The organism is Sphingomonas sp. SP6 (assembly GCF_058313435.1).
In genome coordinates this window covers 92,191-107,936 of sequence record NZ_JBZFLG010000004.1, presented here as the reverse complement: position 1 = coordinate 107,936, position 15,746 = coordinate 92,191, and the positions used below count along the sequence as shown (strand labels likewise).

The 15,746-nt window shown below is 70.1% G+C and carries 20 protein-coding genes; 7 read left to right on the top strand and 13 right to left on the bottom strand.

The window, feature by feature from the left end:
• Position 1: 1 nt before the first annotated feature.
• The 8 genes from AC4GYY_RS13945 to AC4GYY_RS13910 all read right to left on the bottom strand — a co-directional run bounded on the left by AC4GYY_RS13945 (position 2) and on the right by AC4GYY_RS13910 (position 6,953).
• Entirely contained in the window at positions 2-133 is a 132-nt protein-coding gene (locus AC4GYY_RS13945; RefSeq protein WP_491121420.1) for a hypothetical protein, read from the bottom strand.
• The gene (locus AC4GYY_RS13940) at positions 130-1,542 is read right to left on the bottom strand and encodes a UDP-N-acetylmuramoyl-L-alanyl-D-glutamate--2,6-diaminopimelate ligase (RefSeq protein ID WP_491121418.1); all 1,413 of its coding nucleotides are present in this window, start codon (positions 1,540-1,542) and stop codon (positions 130-132) included. Before AC4GYY_RS13940 ends, AC4GYY_RS13945 begins: the two co-directional genes overlap by 4 nt.
• On the bottom strand, positions 1,539-3,284 hold the full coding sequence (locus AC4GYY_RS13935; RefSeq protein ID WP_491121416.1) for a peptidoglycan D,D-transpeptidase FtsI family protein: 1,746 nt from the start codon (positions 3,282-3,284) through the stop codon (positions 1,539-1,541). The genes AC4GYY_RS13940 and AC4GYY_RS13935 overlap by 4 nt, the downstream gene beginning before the upstream one ends.
• Positions 3,281-3,901, bottom strand: a complete 621-nt coding sequence (locus AC4GYY_RS13930; RefSeq protein ID WP_491121414.1) for a hypothetical protein — start codon at positions 3,899-3,901, stop codon at positions 3,281-3,283. The genes AC4GYY_RS13935 and AC4GYY_RS13930 overlap by 4 nt, the downstream gene beginning before the upstream one ends.
• Positions 3,898-4,848, bottom strand: coding sequence for a 16S rRNA (cytosine(1402)-N(4))-methyltransferase RsmH (gene rsmH, locus AC4GYY_RS13925; protein ID WP_491121412.1), 951 nt, complete (start codon positions 4,846-4,848; stop codon positions 3,898-3,900). The genes AC4GYY_RS13930 and rsmH overlap by 4 nt, the downstream gene beginning before the upstream one ends.
• Positions 4,845-5,345, bottom strand: a complete 501-nt coding sequence (locus AC4GYY_RS13920) for a division/cell wall cluster transcriptional repressor MraZ (protein WP_491121410.1) — start codon at positions 5,343-5,345, stop codon at positions 4,845-4,847. Before AC4GYY_RS13920 ends, rsmH begins: the two co-directional genes overlap by 4 nt.
• A 314-nt stretch (positions 5,346-5,659) precedes the next feature.
• The gene (locus AC4GYY_RS13915; RefSeq protein ID WP_491121408.1) at positions 5,660-5,884 is read right to left on the bottom strand and encodes a hypothetical protein; all 225 of its coding nucleotides are present in this window, start codon (positions 5,882-5,884) and stop codon (positions 5,660-5,662) included.
• 67 nt (positions 5,885-5,951) lie between these two features.
• Positions 5,952-6,953, bottom strand: a complete 1,002-nt coding sequence (locus AC4GYY_RS13910) for a cysteine synthase A (RefSeq protein WP_491121406.1) — start codon at positions 6,951-6,953, stop codon at positions 5,952-5,954.
• A gap of 100 nt (positions 6,954-7,053) precedes the next feature.
• On the opposite strand from AC4GYY_RS13910, the gene AC4GYY_RS13905 reads away from it, so the two are divergent.
• The 3 genes from AC4GYY_RS13905 to AC4GYY_RS13895 are packed head-to-tail and all read left to right on the top strand — an operon-like array spanning position 7,054 to position 8,212.
• Complete coding sequence (locus tag AC4GYY_RS13905; protein ID WP_491121404.1) at positions 7,054-7,335, top strand: type II toxin-antitoxin system VapB family antitoxin; 282 nt, start codon at positions 7,054-7,056, stop codon at positions 7,333-7,335.
• 17 nt (positions 7,336-7,352) lie between these two features.
• A complete protein-coding gene (locus tag AC4GYY_RS13900; protein WP_491121402.1) occupies positions 7,353-7,730 on the top strand; it encodes a type II toxin-antitoxin system VapC family toxin in 378 nt (125 codons plus the stop codon).
• On the top strand, positions 7,727-8,212 hold the full coding sequence (locus AC4GYY_RS13895) for a DNA-deoxyinosine glycosylase (RefSeq protein WP_491122005.1): 486 nt from the start codon (positions 7,727-7,729) through the stop codon (positions 8,210-8,212). The genes AC4GYY_RS13900 and AC4GYY_RS13895 overlap by 4 nt, the downstream gene beginning before the upstream one ends.
• Before the next feature lie 3 nt (positions 8,213-8,215).
• On the opposite strand, the gene AC4GYY_RS13890 is transcribed toward AC4GYY_RS13895, so the two are convergent.
• The 4 genes from AC4GYY_RS13890 to hisS all read right to left on the bottom strand — a co-directional run bounded on the left by AC4GYY_RS13890 (position 8,216) and on the right by hisS (position 12,652).
• Complete coding sequence (locus tag AC4GYY_RS13890) at positions 8,216-9,121, bottom strand: DUF4167 domain-containing protein (RefSeq protein ID WP_491121400.1); 906 nt, start codon at positions 9,119-9,121, stop codon at positions 8,216-8,218.
• A gap of 262 nt (positions 9,122-9,383) precedes the next feature.
• Complete coding sequence (gene prmC / locus AC4GYY_RS13885) at positions 9,384-10,208, bottom strand: peptide chain release factor N(5)-glutamine methyltransferase (protein ID WP_491121398.1); 825 nt, start codon at positions 10,206-10,208, stop codon at positions 9,384-9,386.
• Positions 10,208-11,284: a peptide chain release factor 1 gene (gene prfA / locus AC4GYY_RS13880; RefSeq protein ID WP_491121396.1), complete on the bottom strand. Its 1,077-nt coding sequence runs from the start codon at positions 11,282-11,284 to the stop codon at positions 10,208-10,210. Before prfA ends, prmC begins: the two co-directional genes overlap by 1 nt.
• Positions 11,285-11,428: 144 nt before the next feature.
• Positions 11,429-12,652, bottom strand: a complete 1,224-nt coding sequence (hisS, locus tag AC4GYY_RS13875; protein ID WP_491121394.1) for a histidine--tRNA ligase — start codon at positions 12,650-12,652, stop codon at positions 11,429-11,431.
• Between the two features lie 50 nt (positions 12,653-12,702).
• On the opposite strand from hisS, the gene AC4GYY_RS13870 reads away from it, so the two are divergent.
• Both AC4GYY_RS13870 and ppa read left to right on the top strand, forming a co-directional pair.
• On the top strand, positions 12,703-13,362 hold the full coding sequence (locus tag AC4GYY_RS13870; protein WP_491121392.1) for a DUF1345 domain-containing protein: 660 nt from the start codon (positions 12,703-12,705) through the stop codon (positions 13,360-13,362).
• Positions 13,363-13,465: 103 nt separating this feature from the next.
• On the top strand, positions 13,466-14,050 hold the full coding sequence (gene ppa / locus AC4GYY_RS13865) for an inorganic diphosphatase (RefSeq protein WP_491121390.1): 585 nt from the start codon (positions 13,466-13,468) through the stop codon (positions 14,048-14,050).
• Here the strand turns inward: ppa and AC4GYY_RS13860 are convergent.
• Positions 14,047-14,361 (bottom strand): DMT family transporter, encoded by a 315-nt coding sequence (locus AC4GYY_RS13860; protein WP_491121388.1) that lies wholly within the window; start codon positions 14,359-14,361, stop codon positions 14,047-14,049. The two genes, ppa and AC4GYY_RS13860, sit on opposite strands and share 4 nt — an antisense overlap.
• A 233-nt stretch (positions 14,362-14,594) precedes the next feature.
• On the opposite strand from AC4GYY_RS13860, the gene rplK reads away from it, so the two are divergent.
• Both rplK and rplA read left to right on the top strand, forming a co-directional pair.
• Positions 14,595-15,026, top strand: coding sequence for a 50S ribosomal protein L11 (rplK, locus tag AC4GYY_RS13855; RefSeq protein ID WP_491121386.1), 432 nt, complete (start codon positions 14,595-14,597; stop codon positions 15,024-15,026).
• Between the two features lie 4 nt (positions 15,027-15,030).
• Positions 15,031-15,723 carry a 50S ribosomal protein L1 gene (gene rplA, locus AC4GYY_RS13850; RefSeq protein WP_491121384.1) on the top strand — a complete coding sequence of 231 codons (693 nt, stop codon included), beginning with the start codon at positions 15,031-15,033 and terminating at the stop codon, positions 15,721-15,723.
• Positions 15,724-15,746: the final 23 nt, after the last annotated feature.

Sequence of the window (15,746 nt, the reverse complement as noted above, 5' to 3'; positions counted from 1 at the left end):
ATTACCGCAGCCCGCTCACGCCTTCGCCCGTCACCGCGTCGTAACGCAGCCCCAGACGACGCCGCTCGCGCGGCTCGCGCTCCTCCGCGGGGCGGATCGCAGGCTTCGACGGGATCACGACCTTCCTCTTCATGCCACTTCCCTCGCTACGGTGACGTCGTCGAACGGCAGGATCAGATCGCCGACGATCTGACCCTGCTCGTGTCCCTTGCCGGCGATCAGGACGATGTCCTCGCCCGTCGCCATCTCGACCGCGCGCGCGATGGCGGCGCGGCGATCGCCCAGTTCGATCGCGTGCGGGGCGCCCTCGAGCACCTGCGCACGGATCGCGGCGGGGCTCTCGGTGCGCGGATTGTCGTCGGTGACGATCGCGACATCGGCGACACGGGCGGCGACCTCGCCCATCGGCTGGCGCTTGCCCTGATCGCGGTCGCCGCCCGCGCCGAAGACGAGGATCAGCCGCCCCGCCACATGCGGCCGCAGCGCCGCGGCCGCCGCCTCCAGCGCGTCGGGCGTGTGGGCGTAATCGACATAGATCGGCGCGCCCGCCTTCGAGATCGCCGCGCGTTCGAGCCGGCCGCGTACCGGCTGGAGGCGCGCGAGATTGGCGAGCGTCGTCGCGACCTCGCCGCCGGTTGCGATCACCAGCCCGGCGGCGATCAGCGCATTGGCGGTCTGATAGGCGCCGATCAACGGCAGGTTGACCCGGTGCGCGCGGCCCTCGGCCTCGATCACCAGCCCCTGACCCAGCAAGGTCGGATCGCGCGAGACGAGCCGCAGCGTGTCGCCGTGCTCGCCGACCGTCACGAGCGTGTTGCGACGCTGCCGCGCGAGGTCGATCACGCGCTCGGAACTCGGATCGTCCACCCACACGACGGCGGTTCCGTCGTCGCCCAGCACCTCGCTGAACAGGCGGAGCTTGGCGGTGAAGTAGCTCGCCATGTCGCCGTGATAGTCGAGGTGGTCGCGGCTGAGATTGGTGAACGCCGCCGCCGCGACCGGCACCCCCTGGATGCGGTATTGCGCCAGCCCGTGGCTCGACGCCTCGAAGGCGAGATGGGTCACCCCCTCACGCGCGAGCCCGGCGACGTTCGACAGGAAGGTGACGACGTCGGGCGTGGTCAGGCCGGTGACGGCGCGATCCTCTGCGGTCGTCACGCCCAGCGTGCCGATCGAAGCGGCGTGGTGGCCCGCCATCCGCCACAGCTGGCGCGTCATCTCGACGGTGGACGTCTTGCCGTTGGTGCCGGTGACGGCGACGCAGGTGGCGGGGAACGGCGCGAAGAACTGCGCCGCCAGATCGGCGAAGCAGGCGCGCGGGTTGTCGGCGGCGATGTGGACCGCGCCGTCGACCTTCGCCTGCGGACGCGCGACCACCGCGATCGCCCCGGCGGCGACGGCGGCGGGGATGAAGTCCTCGCCGCTGACGCGCAGCCCCTCGAACGCGCCGAACACCGTGCCGGGCGCGACCTTGCGGTGGTCGATCGCGAAGCCGGTGACGGTCGCGGTCTGATCATCGCCGGTGAGCGCGCCCAATCTCACTGCGGAATCCCCACCGCCTTGCCGCGATCGGCGATCACCATCGTCAGCGCCGGGGCGAGATCGTTCAAGTCGATGTCGCGGCGGTCGTCGGGCGTGACGCCGAGCATCGCGCCGGTGCGCGCGATCACGCGGCCGACCACCGGCGCGGCATTCCAGGCGGCGGTCTTGAAGCCGTAGGTCTCCTTGGTGGCGTTCGGCGAATCGAGCATCGCCAGCACCACGTAGCGCGGCGCCTCCATCGGGAAGGCGGCGGCGAAGGTCGCGACGTTGCGGCTGCGGTCGTAGCCACCCGCGGCCGCCGCTTCCGCCGTCCCGGTCTTGCCCCCGACGCGGTAGCCCGGCGCATCGCCCTTCCGGCCCGTGCCGTAGAGCACGATCAGCCGCAGCAGCTGGCGCATCCGGGCGCTGGTCGCCTCGCTGAACACGCGCCGTCCGGCGGCCTCATGCCCCGGCCGGACCTTGAGCAGGGTGGCCGGCCGCCAGACGCCGCCGTTGACGAGCGCGGCATAGGCGCTGGCGAGCTGGAGCGGGGTGATGGCGATGCCGTGGCCGTAGGCGGTGGTCATCACCGTCGTCCGCGCCCAATAGGTCGGCCACAGCGGGCGGCCCTTCTCCTTCAGCTCGATGTCGGGCTTGGTGTCGAACGCAAGCTTCCTGAACATCGCCTGCATCCGCTGCGCGCCGAGCTCGTCGGCGACGCGCGCAGTGGCGATGTTCGACGAATAGATCAGCGTCTCGGGGATGTTGAGCCAACGCTTCTGCTCGTCGCCGCGATCGTCGTGGATGGTGTAGCCGCCGACATGCATCGGCGCCGTCGCGTCGAAGCGCCGGGTCATGTCGGTGACCATCCCGCTGTCGATCGCCGCCGCCATCGTCAGCGGCTTGAAGGTCGAGCCGAGTTCATAGACGCTCTGGATCGTCGTGTTGCGCAGCTGGTCCGCGCCCGCCATGCCGACCCGATTGGGATTGAAGGTCGGCAGCGAGGTCATCGCGATCACCTCGCCGGTCCGCACGTCGAGCACGATCCCCGCCGCCGAGCGCGCGGCGAACGTCGCCATCGCGCGCCCGAGTTCCGACTCCATCGCCCCTTGGACACGGGTGTCGAGCGAGAGCTGGACGGGCGCGTGAGCGGTGGCGGGGTTGGTCAGCTGCGGTTCGAGCACGCGCTCCATGCCGAGCCGGCCCATGAAGGTCGGGTCCTTCGCGGTGGGCCCGACGTAGCCGAGCACATGCGCGGCGAGCGTCACCTGCGGGTAGAGGCGCTGCGGCTCGGCGGCATAGACGATCCCCGGCTCGCCGATCGCGTTCACCGCCTCGACCAGCGCGGGGCTGGCGCGACGATCGAGATAGGTGAAGTTCACGTCTTTCATCAGCTGCGTGAAGAACCACGCCTGGTCGCCGACCTCGGGCATCAGATCGGCGAGCTTCTGCGCGATCTCGCGCTTGTCGCCCAGGATCTCGCGCGGGTGGACGCCGATCGTCCAGGCGTCGATCGTGCGCGCGAGCGGCTGTCCGTTGCGATCGACGATGTCGCCGCGGGCGACATAGCCGGCGGTCGGCGAAGCGCGTTCGCCCGACGAGAGGACGCCCAGGACGCCGAGCCGGATCGTGATGCCCGCCATCGCCGTCGCGAACAGCAGCATCAGCACCATCAGCCGCATGTGCTGCGTCGCGAGCAGCTGACCACGCTGCGCGGCACTGCGCTGGGGCGTATGGATCGGCCGGGCGACGATCGTCGTCAACGCAGCGTCCTCGCTTCGCTGCGCGCGCCGCTGACCAGATCGCCGAGCGTCGCGTCGGACAGGAGCATCGCGACCGCCTGGCGGCGGACGGGCGCGGGCTTCGCGACCGTCGCGACGGCGGGGATCATCCGCGCGGGCGGAGCGCCTGCGGCGACCTTGACCGTCACGGGCGCACGGCTCGGCCCGGCGGCGGCGACCTTGATCGTGACCGGCCCAGGAGTCGGCGCGGCGGGCGCGATCGTCGGCGCGGTCACGGCGGCGGGCGGCGTGAAGGCGGGAACGACCAGCGCCGCGGTCCGCACCGGCGCGCCCGCCTGACCGCCGTCGAAGCGGATCGACGCGAGCTGCGCCTCGTCGCGGACGAACTGGCCCGCCGTCGGCGCGACCAGCGCCAGCGTGTCGCCGTTCCAGCGCTCGAGCTGGGTCAGGTTCGCGCGCGTGTCGAACTCGGTCTCCAGCGCGCGGATGTCGCGCTGGGCGACGCGGATGCGCGCATCGGCCTGTTCGAGCTTCTTGCGCTCGGCCGCGACCTGGAGGCTGACGAGGTAGAAGCCGAGCGCCACCATCACGCAGCCGCCGAACCAGCCCAGACCCTTCAACCGATATGCCGCCGTCATGCCACTCCTCCACTCGCCGAATTGCTCGCCGCGCCCGTGTCGTCCCACGCCGACGCCGCCGTCCGCCGCGCCGCGCGCAGCGTCGCCGAGCGCGCACGGGGGTTCGCCGCCAGCTCCGCCTCGCCCGCGCGCACCGCCTTCGCGACGCCATCGAAGGTCGGCGCCCGCGCCGCCGTCGTCTGCGGGAGATGACGCGAACCTGACGGCTCCGCGCCCGAGCGCCCGCGCAGGAACTGCTTGACCAGCCGGTCCTCCAGGCTGTGGAAGGTCACCACCGCCAGCCTCCCGCCGGGCTTTAGCACCGCCTCCGCCGCCGCGAGGCCGTTGGCGAGCTCGCCCAGCTCCCGATTGACGTGGATGCGCAGCGCCTGGAACGTGCGCGTAGCCGGATCCTTCTTGTCGTGCGGCTTGTGGCCCAGCGCGCGGCGGACGATCGCCGCCAGCTCGCCGGTCCGCGTGACCGGGCGTGCGGCGACGATCGCCCGCGCGACGCGGCGCGACTGGCGCTCCTCGCCGTAGAGATAAAGGACATCGGCGATCTCCGCCTCGTCCGCCGTGTTGACGAAGTCGGCGGCGGTCGGACCGTCCTGGCTCATCCGCATGTCGAGCGGCCCGTCCGCCTGGAACGAGAAACCCCGCTCGGCCCGGTCGAGGTGCATCGACGACACGCCGATGTCGAACACCGCGCCGTCCGCCTGCGCGACGACGTCGGCGATACGCGAGAACTCGGCGTGGTGGAGCGTGACGCCGGGGATCGCCGCTGCCTGGCCGATCGCGATCGCGTCCGGATCGCGGTCGAACGCGATCACCGCCGCGCCGGTCGCCGCGATCGCCCGGGCGTAACCGCCCGCGCCGAACGTGCCGTCGACGATCGTCTCGCCCGGCTGCGGCGCCAGCGCCGCCAGCACCTCGGCGAGGAGGACGGGAGTGTGCGGAGCCGGGATCACGGCGCGATCCCGTTCTTCTCGCACGCCCACACGCACGCCTCCTGAACAAAGGGATCGAAGTCCTCGAGCGCGAGCAGCACCTGGGGCGACCAGATGCTGATCACCCGCGAATCCCCATTGAAGAAGGCCGCCCCGTCGATCCGCGCGTAGCGGCGCTCGAACGCCGGCAGGACGAAGCGGCCGGAACCGTCGAACGGCAGCTCCTCGGTCGCGTTGGCGCGCGCGGCGATCGCATAATCGCGCTTGCCGGTCCGCGCGAACGCCTCGGCCTCCAGCCGCGCGACATCGGCGTCGATCTCGTCGGCGTAGGCCGGGTCGTAGGCGATCAGGCAGCGGTACTCGGGATGGGGGGCGAGCACGACCGTGCCGCCGTCCTTGCCGTCGGCGCGCGGAGCGTTCTGGGCAAGGGCATTGCGGAGCGCGACGGGGATCGCGACGCGACCCTTGTCGTCGACGAGCCCGAGCCCCTTGCCTCGATATTTCGCCCGATCCGACACGCACACCCCGCACCTGGCGTGCAGACTTCCCCGTTTCCGGAAACGGCTTTCACCGAATCCGGAGTGTTCGAACCTCGAACACGGCGACGCTGCCCCTGTCTAAGCAGAGGACGTATCAACTTACGTTGGGGATTGGAAGGGAAATTGCGGGAAAATCGGGGACCGTGATCAATCTTCTCGACTGCCCAGGAGATCGTGCCACGCCCAGTCGCAACGGACCTGTTTCGTTCGCACCCGAGGTGGCGGTTTCGGGCGCGCGATCCCGAACCGGGCCGTCATCGCCCGGCTCGTCCCGACTTTTCCCCGATCGTCGATCACTTGCCCGCCGGTTGCGCGGCGTTGGTGTCGGCGGACGGCGCCACGCCGAGTTCGGCGAGGGGCTCATTCGCCGGATCGGCGGCGTTGGCGGCGGGCTTGGCGGCGGCGACGTTGGCGGGATCGACCGCGATCGGCCGTTCGCGATTGGCGGCGCTGAAGATCGCGCTCGCCAGCCCGATCAGCAGGATCACCACGGCGAGGCCGACCATGCCGACCTTCACGCGCTGGACCGTCTGGTGAGAAGATGGGCTCGCCGGTCTCATTCCGTCCGCCGGGTGTACCGGTTCGTCACCCGCTTGTCGAACCGGTTGTGCGATCGTCGCGGACGAGCCCCTTCGCCGCTCGCCATGCCGGATCGTGGAGCGTGGAAAGATAGCGGAATCCGGTGTCGCACAGGATCGTCGCGATGCGTCTGCCCGAGCCGAGCAGCCGCGCCAGCCGCACCGCGCCGGCGACGTTGATGCCCGACGAGAGCCCCAGGCACAGCCCTTCCTCGCGCAGCAGCCGATCGACCCAGGTATAACCCTCGATATCCGACACGCGGAACTGGGTGTCGATCGGCGCGCCTTCGAGATTGCCGGTGATCCGCCCCTGACCGATCCCCTCCGCGACCGAGCATCCCTCGCTGCGCAGCTCTCCGTGCGCGTAGAAGTCGTAGAGCGCGGCACCGTGCGGATCGGTCAGCGCGATCGTCACCGCCTCGTCCTTGGCCTTGAGCCCGAGGCCCACCCCGGCGATCGTCCCGCCGGTGCCGGCGGCGCAGGTGAAGCCGTCGATCCGGCCATCCATCTGCGCCCAGATCTCCTCGGCGGTACCGGCGATGTGCGCGCGGCGGTTGGCGACATTGTCGAACTGGTTCGCCCAGACCGCGCCCGGCGTTTCCTCCGCGATGCGCCGCGACTGGTGGACGAAATGGCAGGGCGACGAATAGGGCGCGGCCGGGACCAGGACCAGCTCGGCCCCGAGCGCGCGCAGCGTGTCCATCTTCTCGCGGCTCTGCGTCTCGGGCATGACGATGATCGTCTTGTAGCCCTTGGCGTTGGCGACGAGCGCCGCGCCGATGCCGGTGTTACCGGCCGTGCCCTCGACGATCGTGCCACCGGGCGCGAGCAGCCCGCGCTCCTCCGCGTCCTCGACGATCGACAGCGCGGCGCGGTCCTTCACGGACCCGCCGGGGTTCGCGAACTCGCACTTGCCGAAGATCTCGCAGCCCGCGGCCTCGCTCGGCCCGGCGAGGCGGACGAGCGGGGTGTTGCCGATGAGGGCGAGCGTGTCGGGGGTGATTGGCATTGCGGGGAGATGGCGGGGGCTAGGCCGGGGCGCAACCGCAGCTATCCTTGGTTGCGAGCAAGCGAGCGGTCGGGTATATCGGCGGCCTCAAAGGTAGAAGATGGTGGTCCAGCTCAACATCAAGGATCCGGAGACTGTCGCACTCGCACGGACGATGGCCGAGCGGAGCGGCAAATCGGTGACGGCGACGATCCGGGACGCGCTTGAGCGAGCGGACGCGACAAACGCCGCGGCGGCGAAAGCACGGGCGGAACGGATCATGGCGGAGTTAAGGGCGATCAATCCGAATCCACGCGACCTGCTGTCGCCGGAGTGGCGCGACAAAAACTCGGTCGAGATCGCCAATTCGATCTACGACGAAGATGGCTCCTCTGCAGGGTGATTGTCGACACCTCCGTGATGGTCGCTCTGCTTCTTCACGAACCTGAAGAGCCGCTCTTCGTGTCCGAACTCGAGCGTGCGACCCGACGTTTGATCTCCGCGGGGAATTGGATCGAGCTGTCAACGGTGATCGCCCGACGGTTTGATGTGCAGATGCTCGATCGAGCCGACCGGAGCATCGCGGCTCTCGCCATCGACATCGCACCGGTCACGACGACGCAGGCCCAGATCGGGCGAGACGGCTACCGAAGATTCGGCTGCGGTTCCGGGTCGCGCGCGCGACTCAACCTCGGCGATTGTTTCGCCTACGCGCTCGCCAAAGAGGCTGACGAACCCCTGCTCTTCAAGGGTGACAACTTCATCCACACCGATGTGAAACAGGCGATCCCACGCTGAAATCGAGCTTCCCGCCGATCGTCGACGCGCGCACGCGGGTGCTGGTACTCGGCAGCCTGCCGGGGGAGCGGTCGCTGGCGGCCGGACGCTATTATGCGCATCCGCAGAACCAGTTCTGGCGGCTGATCGGGTCCGCGATCGGCCGCGACGTCGCGGCGCGGCCCTATGACGACCGGCTGGCGACGCTGCTGGCGGCGGGAGTCGGACTGTGGGACGTGGTCGCCGAGGCGCGGCGCGCGGGGAGCAGCGACGCCGCGATCCGCGATGCCACCGCCAACGATCTCGGCGCACTGGCCGACACCCTGCCCGGCCTTCGCGCCGTCGCGTTCAACGGCGGGACGGCGGCGGCGATCGGGCGGCCGCTGCTCGCGGGCCGCCCGCTCGCGCTGATCACCCTGCCCTCGTCGAGCCCGCTGCACACCATCGGTGTCCCTGCCAAACAGCCGGCGTGGAGCCGGCTGGCGGAGTGGCTGGTGGACTGAGCGTCAGCTCGTCTGAGCTTCGGGCGAGGTCGCCGAAGGAGTACGGCGGCGGCGCTTCGGCTTGGGCTCGCCCTCCACGGTCGCTTCGTTCGCCGCCACGGGCTCGTCCGAGCGGGCCGAAAGGCCGAGCGACGGCGGCAGCCGGTCGGCGTCCAGGCCCTCAGCGACGACCGGCGCGGGCTTGCGGGCGCGCGTCGACGGGCGGCGCGACGACGGCTTCGGCTCGTCTCCGCTCGCCGCGGCCGCCGTCACTTCGAGATCGTTGGCGACGCGCTCACGATAGCCGTGCCCGTTCGGCTGCGACGCGGGCTGCTCCGCGCGCTCGTCGCGGGCCTGCTCGCGCGAGTCCTGGCGCGGCTGGTACTCGCGCTGCGGGCGCTCGTCGCGACGTGCCTCCTGGCGGTTATCCTCGCGGCGGCCGTCGTCGCGGCGGGGCGGCTGCTGGGGGTCGCGGGCGTTCTGCTGATACGAAGGCTGAGGCTCACGACCGTTCGGCTGATACGGCTGCTGCGAATCGCGGCCGTTCTGCTGATACGGCTGCTGACGCCCGTCGCCCTGCTCGTTGGCGCGGATCGGCTCGCCCTCGTCGCCATATTCCTCGTCCGAACCGTCGAAATCGTCGACGGGGCGGATCGGGCGGTGATCGTCGGAGCGCGCGCGGCTGTCCGACAGTACACGGAAATAATGGTCGGCGAACTGGAGGTAATATTCCACCTGGACGCGGTCGCCCGACATCTGCGCGTCGCGGGCCATGTTCTTGTACTTCTCGAGCAACTGGGCGGCGTTGCCGCGCGCGCGGCTGTCGATCCGGTTGCCGCTGTCGCGCTGCCCCGAACTGCTTCCCGACGAACGCTGCTGCGAACTTCCACCGCGGCCGCGACGGCGGCTGCCCTGGCGATTGTTGATCAAGTCTATGTCCTTGTCCTGACCCTGAGGGTGCCCTGGAACTGGTACGGCGCGTGGCTCCCGGATGCGCGGCCGTCGGCCGGCGCGATGCGAGGGGATCGGTGAACCGAGCCTGTCACGACCGCCGGCAGCCGACGGTCCGTGACGAGGGATCCGGGCACGCGCCCGAGATCAACAGCTTTTGCCGATGTCCCACCCCGCGGAGCGACCCTTATCGCGGCGTGAAAGCTTCTCAAAGCGAAATATCGTGTCGCAGCGGCGGGCTTCAAGGTGTGACGACGAGGCAACGATCGCGACCGGCAAGATCCGGGCGCAGCCCGACCGTCAGCCCTTCGGCGCGGAACAGGACGGCGGCGCTCTCCCCCTGGTCGTGACCGATCTCGACGCAGGCAGCCGCGCCGGGCGCGAGCGCGCGGGCGATCTGGGGCGGGAGGACGCGGTAGGCGTCGAGCCCGTCGGGGCCGGCGAACAGCGCCGCGGCGGGCTCGTGGTCGGACACCTCGGGCGGCAGCGCGGCGCCGGTGGCGACATAGGGCGGGTTGCAGAGGATCAGGTCGAAGCGCGCGTCCCTGCCCGCCAGCCAGTCGCCGTGGTCGAAGCGCGCGCGGTCGCCCATGCCCAGGCTCGCCGCATTGCCGCGCGCATAGGCGAGCGCCGCCTCGGACGCATCGATGCCCAACCCGTGCGCCCGCGGCCATTCGTCCAGGGCCGCGAGCAGGAGCGTGCCGGGCCCCGTGCCGAGATCGAGGATCGCGTTCGGGCCGAGCGTCCCGGCGAAGTGCGCGACCGCGGCCTCGATCAGCGTCTCGCTGTCGGCACGGGGGATCAGTACGCCGGGGCCGACGCGGAGGTCGATCGTCCAGAACGCGCGCTCGCCGGTGATGTAGGCGACGGGTTCGTGCCGCGCGCGGCGTTCGACCAGCGCGGCGAAGGTCGGCGGGACCCGGTGGTCGTCGAGCGTCAGCAGCAGCCGCTCGCGAGAGATGCCGAGCGCGTGGGCGAGCAGAAGCTCGGCATCGAGCCGGGGCGTTGCCGCGAAGGCGAGGCGCGCGACGGCATCGCGCAGTGCCTCTCGCGCGCTCGCCCCCATCAGGAGTCGAGACTGGCCAGCCGCTCCGCCTCGTCCTCGGCGATCAGCGCGCCGATCAGCTCGTCCATGTCGCCCTGGAGGATCTCGGGCAGGCGGTGGAGGGTCAGGTTGATGCGGTGGTCGGTCACCCGGCCTTGCGGGAAATTGTAGGTGCGGATGCGCTCGGAACGGTCGCCCGAGCCGACTTGCGACTTGCGCTCGCCCGCGCGCGCCGCCGCCAGTCGCTCGCGTTCGGCCTCGTACAAGCGTGTCCGCAGCACCTTCAATGCCTTGGCCTTGTTCTTGTGCTGGGACTTCTCGTCCTGCTGGATCACGGTGAGCCCCGTCGGGATGTGGACGATCCTGACCGCGCTGTCGGTGGTGTTGACCGACTGCCCGCCGGGGCCGGACGAGCGGTAGACGTCGATCCGCAGATCCTTCGCCTCGTCGATCTGGACGTCGACCTCCTCCGCCTCGGGCAGCACCGCCACGGTCGCAGCGGAGGTGTGGATGCGGCCACCGCTTTCGGTCACCGGCACGCGCTGGACGCGGTGGACGCCGCTCTCGAACTTGAGCTTGGCGAACACGCCCTTGCCCTCGACCGAGGCGACCGCCTCCTTGAAGCCGCCGCTGTCGGAGGCGGAGGAGGAGATCAGCTCGACGCGCCAGCCCTGGGTCTCGGCATAGCGCTGGTACATGCGGAACAGGTCGCCCGCGAACAGCGCCGCCTCGTCGCCGCCGGTGCCGGCGCGAACCTCGAGCATCGCCGAGCGCTCGTCGGCGGCATCGCGCGGCAGCAGCGCAAGCGCGAGCTTGCGGTCGGCATCGGCGAGCGCGCCCTCGTTGGCGCGCAGCTCGTCGGCGGCCATCGCGCGGAGTTCGGGGTCGCTCTCCTGCGTCATGTGCTCCAGGCTCTCGGCCTCGGCGCGCAGGCGGCGCACCTCGGTCGCGGCGGCGGCGACCGGCTCGAGTTCGGCATATTCCTTGGAGACCTGGACGAAGCGATCGCCGGCGAGCTCGCCCGACGCCATCTGCGCGGCGAGCTCGTCGCGGCGGGCCTCGATCTGGCGGATGCGGTCGAGGGAGATGGCGGTCATGCTAAAATCCTCCCCGGCACGGGGAGGTGGCGCGCAGCGACGGAGGGGGCGTTCCACCAGCGGATCGCTCGCGGCCAGCCCCCTCCACCATTCGCTGAATGCTCATGGTCCCCCTCCCCGTCCCGGGGAGGATTGAGTGCGCACTCATCGCAGCGTCTCAAGCAGTGGAGCCGTTCGCGCGGTCACACCCTTCGCGCTCAGACTTACCGCGCCGTCCACCGACGTGACGACCACCAGTTCAGCCGAGCCAGCCTTTACCGCCTTGTCAAAGCGTTTGCGCGGGGAGCCGGACGCGAAAAGTTCGGCGGCGTAGCCACCCCGACGAAGCGTCGCGAGCGCGCGCAGGCCAGCTCCGATAACTGCGTCATCCTCGACGACGACGGCGATCGGTGCCGAGATCGGGGCAGACTCCCCCACCAGCATCGCCAGCCGCTCCACTCCCGCGGCCCAGCCCACACCAGCCGTCGGCGGGCCACCCAACGTCTCGATCAGCCCGTCATACCTACCGCCGCCGAGCACCGTCCCCTGCGCGCCGAGCCGATCGGTGACGAACTCGAACGCGGTGTGGCGATAGTAATCGAGCCCGCGGACCAGCCGGGCGTCGCGCTCCCACGCCACGCCCGCGGCATCCAGCCCGCGCGTCACCGCCTCGAAGAACGCGCCCGCTTCGCTCGTCAGATGGTCGTCGATCCCCGGCGCGGCGTCGGCGATCGGGCGGTCGCGCGGGTCCTTCGAATCGAGGATGCGCAAGGGGTTCTTGTCGAGGCGGGCGAGCGAATCCTCGCTCAGATCGCCGCGGTGCGCCTCGAAGTGCGCGACCAAAGCCGCGCGCCAGGCGTCGCGGGTCTCGGCATCGCCCAAAGTATTCAGCTTCAGCGTCACGCCGTCGGCGATGCCCAGCTCGTTGAGCAGCTGATCGGCCAGCGCGAGCAGTTCGACGTCCGCCGCGGGCTCGGGCGCGCCGATCACCTCGGCGTCGATCTGGTGGAACTGGCGGTACCGCCCCTTCTGCGGGCGCTCGTAGCGGAACACCGCGCCCGACGTCGCCAGCTTCATCGGCGCATACTGCTGCCAGCCCTCGGTCAGGAACGCCCGCGCGATCCCGGCGGTAAACTCCGGGCGCAGCGTGATCGAATCCCCGCCACGGTCGGCAAAGGTGTACATCTCCTTCGAGACGACATCGGTGGTCTCGCCGATCGAGCGGGCGAAGACCTGGGTGTCCTCGAACATCGGAATCTCGACCCGCTGGAAGCAATAGAGCCGCCGCACGCGATCGAAGGTGTCGAGCACGTGCGCGAAGCGGCGCTCGGCGTCGCCGAAGATGTCCTGCGTGCCGCGCACGCGGTTGGGGGTCTGGATACGGGCCATAAGTGCGGGGCATCTAGGCGAGCGGCGGCGCGATCGCTAGCGTCCGGCGAATGGCGAAGACGGGCGGGCGGTGGCAGATCGGCAGGCGGGTCGCGCCCGCACGTTTCATCGCCTTCGTGATGGTGCTGGTCGTCGCCACCGCAGCCGCGGCCTGGCCGCTCGGCGTCAAGCTCGGCCGCGCGCTGCTCGCCGGGTTCGACGTGGCGAGCGCGCTGTTCCTCGTCTCGCTCTATCCGCTGCTCGGCGAGGAGACGCAGCAGATGCGCGAGCGGGCGGAGTCGAACGACGCCAATCGCGCCGGGCTGCTCGCGATCACCGGGCTGGTCATGCTCGTCGTGCTGGTCGCGGTCGCCAACGAGCTGGCGGGCAAGCCGACGCCGACCGCGGTCGCGCTGGTGATCGGGACGTTGGTGCTCGCCTGGCTGTTCTCGAACGTGATCTACGCCCTCCATTACGCCCACGTCTTCTACCGCGACGTCGACGGCGACGAGAAGGACGACGGCGGGCTCGATTTCCCCGACTGCGACGAGCCCGACTACTGGGACTTCCTCTATTTCAGCTTCACGCTGGGCATGACGTTCCAGACCTCCGACGTGTCGATCGGCTCGGCGCGGATGCGGCGGATCGTGCTGGGGCACACGATGGCGGCGTTCGTGTTCAACATCGGCGTCCTCGCCTTCACGATCAACGTGCTCGGCGGCGGCAGCTGAGGCGGATCCTGCCGCAGCGCAGCACTCGACACGTCTTGGACCCTCGGCTACCCGCCCGCCCCGAACGATCGCCGCCGCGGCGCTTTCGCGAACAGGGAAGACGATGCGCATTGACCTGATCCCGGTGGGCAAGAACCCGCCCGACGACCTCAACGTCATCATCGAGGTGCCGACCGGCGGCGAGCCGGTGAAGTACGAGTTCGACAAGGCGAGCGGCGCGCTGTTCGTCGACCGCATCCTCCACACGCCGATGCGCTACCCGGCCAATTACGGCTTCGTGCCGCACACATTGTCGCCCGACGGCGACCCGCTGGACGCGCTGGTCGTGGCGCGCTCGCCGTTCATTCCCGGCTGCGTCGTCCGCGCGCGGCCGATCGCGGTGCTGAACCTGGAGGACGAGGCGGGCGGCGACGAGAAGCTGGTCTGCGTCCCGGTCGACTCGACCTTCCCCTATTATTCGAACGTCAGCGAGCGCGGCGACATGCCCGAGATCGTGTTCGAGCAGATCGAGCACTTCTTCACCCACTACAAGGACCTGGAGAAGAAGAAGTGGGTGCGCGTCGGCACCTGGGGCGGGCGCGACGAGGCCCGCCGGATCACGCTGGAGGCGATCGACCGCTACAACGAAGCCAAGGCGCAAGGGCAGCAGGCGCAGGGCTTCGAGGTGCCGGGGCGCGAGGACAGCTAGGCGGTCGCCTTGAGCCCGGCGATGCAGCCGACGACGCCCAGGATCAGCAGCCCGCGCACCGCGGTCAGCGGCTCGTGGAACCAGAGCATGCCGACCAGCACCGTCCCGAGCGCGCCGATGCCGGTCCACACCGCATAGGCCGTTCCCATCGGAATCGCGCGCGAGGCGAGTTCGAGCAGCCCCATCGACAGCGTCACGCTGGCGAGGAAGCCGAGCGTCCAGGGCAGGTTGCGGAAGCCATCGGCATGGCGCAGGCAGGTGGTGAACCCCACCTCGAACAACCCGCCCAGGATCAGCCACGCCCATGCCATGCCGGGCGTGTGGGCGAGTGCGGGCGCGGCGGCAACCCCGACCCGTTCGTGCCAAGCGACGTCGAGGCACCGGCCCCGCGAGGTCCCTCGACGTCGCTCGGGACGAACGGAGATCCGGTTGCATCCGCGCCAGGTTTCCGCTAACGGCGCGCGCTTCCATCACGGTGGAACCATGCGGGAGGGGGTGCGCGAGCGCCGCCGCTATCACCGCTCGACTTGAAAGAGAGTGACATATGGCGAAGAAGATCACCGGCTACATCAAGCTGCAGGTGCCCGCGGGCTCTGCCAATCCGTCTCCGCCGATCGGCCCGGCGCTGGGTCAGCGCGGCGTCAACATCATGGAATTCTGCAAGGCGTTCAACGCGAAGACCGCGGACATGGAGAAGGGCTCGCCCCTCCCCACCGTCATCACCGTCTATGCCGACCGCAGCTTCACCTTCGAGACCAAGACCCCGCCCGCGACCTATCTGATCAAGAAGGTGCTGGGGCTGAAGTCGGGTTCGAAGGAGCCGGGCAAGGCGTCCGCGGGCAAGATCAAGCGCTCGCAGCTCGCCGAGGTGGCGCAGGCCAAGATGGCGGACCTGAACGCCAACGACCTCGAAGCGGCGACGAAGATCATCGAAGGCAGCGCCCGCGCGATGGGCCTCGAAGTGGTGGAGGGCTGATCCCATGGCGAAGCTGAGCAAGAAGCAGAAGGTCTGGACGATCTCCCCCGAGCAGCTCCACGGCGTCGACGAGGCGATCACCCTCGCCAAGACCAACGCGACGAGCAAGTTCGACGAGACGATCGAGGTCGCACTGGGCCTGGGCGTCGATCCGCGTCACGCCGACCAGATGGTCCGCGGCGTGGTGACGCTGCCCAAGGGCACCGGCAAGACGGTGCGCGTCGGCGTGTTCGCGCGCGGCCCCAAGGCCGACGAGGCGCGTGCCGCGGGTGCGGACGTCGTCGGGGCCGAGGACCTGATGGAGCAGATCCAGGGCGGCAAGATCGACTTCGACCGCTGCATCGCGACTCCGGACATGATGGGGATCGTCGGCCGGCTGGGTAAGGTGCTCGGCCCCAAGGGGCTGATGCCGAACCCGAAGCTGGGCACGGTGACGATGAACGTCGCCGCCGCGGTCGAGGCGGCCAAGGGCGGCCAGGTCGAATACCGCGTCGAGAAGGCGGGGATCATCCACTCGGGCATCGGCAAGGCGAGCTTCCCGGCCGAGGACCTCCGCGCGAACTTCGACGCGCTGGTCGACGCGGTGATCAAGTCGAAGCCATCGGGCGCGAAGGGCAAGTACGTCCAGAAGGTCGCGATCTCGAGCACGATGGGCCCGGGCATCCGTGTCGACGTGTCGGACGTCGTGGGGGCGTAAGGCCCTTCGCGCTTAGCGCGGGG